This is a genomic window from Ruminococcus callidus ATCC 27760 (assembly GCF_000468015.1).
Taxonomy (GTDB): Bacteria; Bacillota; Clostridia; order Oscillospirales; family Ruminococcaceae; genus Ruminococcus_C; species Ruminococcus_C callidus.
This window is the reverse complement of the sequence record NZ_KI260314.1, coordinates 7,116-9,962: the sequence shown is the minus strand read 5'-3', so window position 1 is coordinate 9,962 and position 2,847 is coordinate 7,116. Positions and strand designations below refer to the sequence as shown.

At 52.8% G+C, this 2,847-nt stretch carries 4 protein-coding genes; all 4 read left to right on the top strand.

Annotated elements, in window-relative coordinates:
• Window positions 1-141 precede the first annotated feature (141 nt).
• Genes RUMCAL_RS02500 through RUMCAL_RS02485 form a run of 4 tightly spaced genes read left to right on the top strand, consistent with a single transcriptional unit; the run spans window position 142 to window position 2,718 of the window.
• Window positions 142-348: a 4Fe-4S dicluster domain-containing protein gene (locus RUMCAL_RS02500; protein WP_021680894.1), complete on the top strand. Its 207-nt coding sequence runs from the start codon at window positions 142-144 to the stop codon at window positions 346-348.
• Between the two features lie 17 nt (window positions 349-365).
• Window positions 366-1,427 (top strand): 3-methyl-2-oxobutanoate dehydrogenase subunit VorB, encoded by a 1,062-nt coding sequence (locus tag RUMCAL_RS02495; protein ID WP_021680893.1) that lies wholly within the window; start codon window positions 366-368, stop codon window positions 1,425-1,427.
• A complete protein-coding gene (locus RUMCAL_RS02490; RefSeq protein ID WP_021680892.1) occupies window positions 1,427-2,185 on the top strand; it encodes a thiamine pyrophosphate-dependent enzyme in 759 nt (252 codons plus the stop codon). The genes RUMCAL_RS02495 and RUMCAL_RS02490 overlap by 1 nt, the downstream gene beginning before the upstream one ends.
• The gene (locus tag RUMCAL_RS02485; RefSeq protein WP_021680891.1) at window positions 2,182-2,718 is read left to right on the top strand and encodes a 2-oxoacid:acceptor oxidoreductase family protein; all 537 of its coding nucleotides are present in this window, start codon (window positions 2,182-2,184) and stop codon (window positions 2,716-2,718) included. Before RUMCAL_RS02490 ends, RUMCAL_RS02485 begins: the two co-directional genes overlap by 4 nt.
• The last annotated feature ends 129 nt before the right edge of the window (window positions 2,719-2,847 follow it).

The window sequence follows — 2,847 nt, the reverse complement described above, 5'->3', positions numbered from 1 at the left end:
GTCGCCAGACGCTCTTTGTGCGGTATTGCCCTAAGATTTTACAAAGTAAGCTTCTCTGAAAAGGCACCCGAAGGGCGTGTCCTGTGCGGCGTTGCCTCAAGTGTCTTGTAGAATAAATGTACGCAGAAAGGAGTGAGGAATATGGAGAAAATGCAGGTTCGGTTTGAACGCTGTAAAGGGTGTGGTCTTTGCGTAACGGTCTGTCCCAAGCAGATCGTTGCCCTGCAAAAAGAACACCGGAATGAAAAAGGATATTTTACCGCGGAATGCACTGATCAGGACGCATGTATCAGTTGTGCCATGTGTGCAATGATCTGTCCGGATTGTGCAATTACCATTCAAAAGTGAAAGAAGGTTCATAACCAATGGAAAGAAGTCTGATGAAGGGCAACGAGGCATTGGCAGAAGCGGCAATTCGTGCCGGCTGTAAGTGCTTCTTTGGCTATCCGATCACACCGCAGACCGAACTGTCTGCGTATATGGCAAAGCGTATGGAAAAATCCGGCGGTGTCTTTTTGCAGGCAGAGTCGGAAATTGCAGCGATCAACATGGTGCTGGGTGCCGCATCTACCGGCGTGCGTGCCATGACATCGTCCTCCTCGCCCGGCGTTTCGCTGAAGGCAGAGGGAATCTCTTACATGGCTGGTTCCGACCTGCCGGGGCTGATCATCAACGTACAGCGTGGCGGTCCGGGTCTGGGCTCGATCCAGCCGGCACAGTCTGACTATAATCAGGCGACCCACGCCATGGGACACGGTGATTTTCATATTCTGGTATATGCACCATGTTCCGTACAGGAAATGGTGGACACCGTGACGCTGGCATTCGACAAGGCTGACCAGTACCGCATGCCGGCAATGATTCTGGCAGACGGTCTGCTGGGACAGATGATGGAGCCGGTAACATTTCCGGAACCCCGCACCACGCTGCCGGACAAGTCCGACTGGGCTGCAAACGGTCACGGCAACAAGCGGGAACACCATATCATCAACTCTCTGTATCTGGACGCACCGCTGCTGGAGGCAAAGGTACAGGAACGGTTCAAGCGTTACGCCATTATTGAAGAAACCGAAACCGATGCAGAACTGTACTGCTGTGATGATGCGGAGATCGTCGTTACCGCTTATGGTGCATCTGCACGTGTATCCAAGTCCGCTGTCACTGCTGCCCGCCGCAAGGGCATCAAGGCAGGTCTGTGCCGTCCCAAGACCCTGTGGCCGTTCCCGAAAAAAGAACTGTGCGAAGCAACCAAGCATGCTTCTCATATTCTGGACGTGGAAATGTCTATGGGTCAGATGATCGATGACGTTCGTCTGGCAACAGAGTGCCGTCTGCCGGTATCGTTCTTCGGCAGAACCGGCGGCGTGATCCCCACTCCGGCAGAAGTACTGGCGGAGATCGAAAAACTGGCAGGAGGTGCAGAATAATGGCTGTTGTATTTGATCATCCGAAGTCCCTGCTGGACGTTTCCACACACTTCTGTCCGGGCTGCGGTCACGGTATCGTACACCGTCTGGTCTGCGAAGTCATTGACGAAATGGGCATCGAGGGCGACACCATCGGTGTTGTTCCGGTAGGCTGTTCGGTAATGTCCTATAACTATTTCGGCTGCGATGTGATCGAAGCTCCCCACGGCAGAGCTCCGGCAGTGGCTACCGGTGCAAAGCGTACCAATCCGGACAAGTTTGTCTTTTCCTATCAGGGCGACGGTGACCTTGCGGCGATCGGTACCGCAGAAACCGTTCATGTTGGTACCCGCGGCGAAAATATCGTGGTGATCTTCATCAATAACACCACCTACGGCATGACTGGCGGTCAGATGGCTCCGACCACGCTGCCGGGACAGGTGACACAGACGACACCGTTCGGCAGAAACGTTGAAACTGCCGGCTATCCGATCCGTATCTGTGAAATGATGGCAACGCTCAGCGGTACTGCATTAGCACAGCGTGTGGCGATCGACAGCGTTCCCCATATCCGCGAAGCCAAGAAGGCAATTCGCAAGGCATTCGAAAATGAAAAGGCAAAGCGTGGTCTGTCGATCATTGAAGTGCTGTCCACATGTCCCACCAACTGGGGCATGTCGCCCACAGAGTCCATGCAGTTCGTCAAGGACAAGATGATTCCTTACTACCCGCTGGGCGTATATAAGGACGTTACCGCAGAGGAGGGTGCAAAGGCATGACAACTGAAATCATTTTAGCTGGTTTCGGCGGACAGGGCATTCTGTTTGCCGGAAAGATTCTGGCATACTGCGGACTGATCGCCGGCAAGGAACTCAGCTGGCTGCCGTCTTACGGTCCGGAAATGCGTGGTGGTACTGCTAACTGTTCCGTTTGTATTTCCGATGAACCGATCGGTTCTCCGGTTGTGACAACGCCGGACTATCTCATTGCGATGAATGGCCCGTCCTATAAGAAGTTTATCGATGCAGTCAAGCCGGACGGTCTGGTACTGTTCGATAACTCTATTGTTGAGGAAACCTGCGAGAGAACCGACATCACGGCAATCTCTCTGCCGGCAACGGACATTGCCACCAATGCAGGGCTGAACGGTGCGGCAAATATGGTGCTGCTGGGCAGAATGCTGGCAGAAACCAACCTGTTTGATATGGACACCGTGAAAAAGGCAATGGAAAAGTGCATTCCGCCGAAACGTGCTCACCTCATTGAAGCAAACCTCAAGGCAATTGCTTTGGGAATGGCGGAAAAGAAGTAAAGGCAGCACTGCACAAGGCTTTACTTATTAATTTGATAATGCATTCTAAAAAACCGGCTGTCAGTTATCTGACAGCCGGTTTTTCTGTTTTTTTTCTGTAAGGCAATACCGCACAAAGAGCGTCTGGCG

Bases quoted from the DNA above. Each gene is read 5' to 3' on its own strand.
- RUMCAL_RS02485 (WP_021680891.1), top strand. From the start codon at position 2,182: ATGACAACTGAAATCATTTTAGCTGGTTTCGGCGGACAGGGCATTCTG.
- RUMCAL_RS02500 (WP_021680894.1), top strand. From the start codon at position 142: ATGGAGAAAATGCAGGTTCGGTTTGAACGCTGTAAAGGGTGTGGTCTT.
- RUMCAL_RS02490 (WP_021680892.1), top strand. From the start codon at position 1,427: ATGGCTGTTGTATTTGATCATCCGAAGTCCCTGCTGGACGTTTCCACA.
- RUMCAL_RS02495 (WP_021680893.1), top strand. From the start codon at position 366: ATGGAAAGAAGTCTGATGAAGGGCAACGAGGCATTGGCAGAAGCGGCA.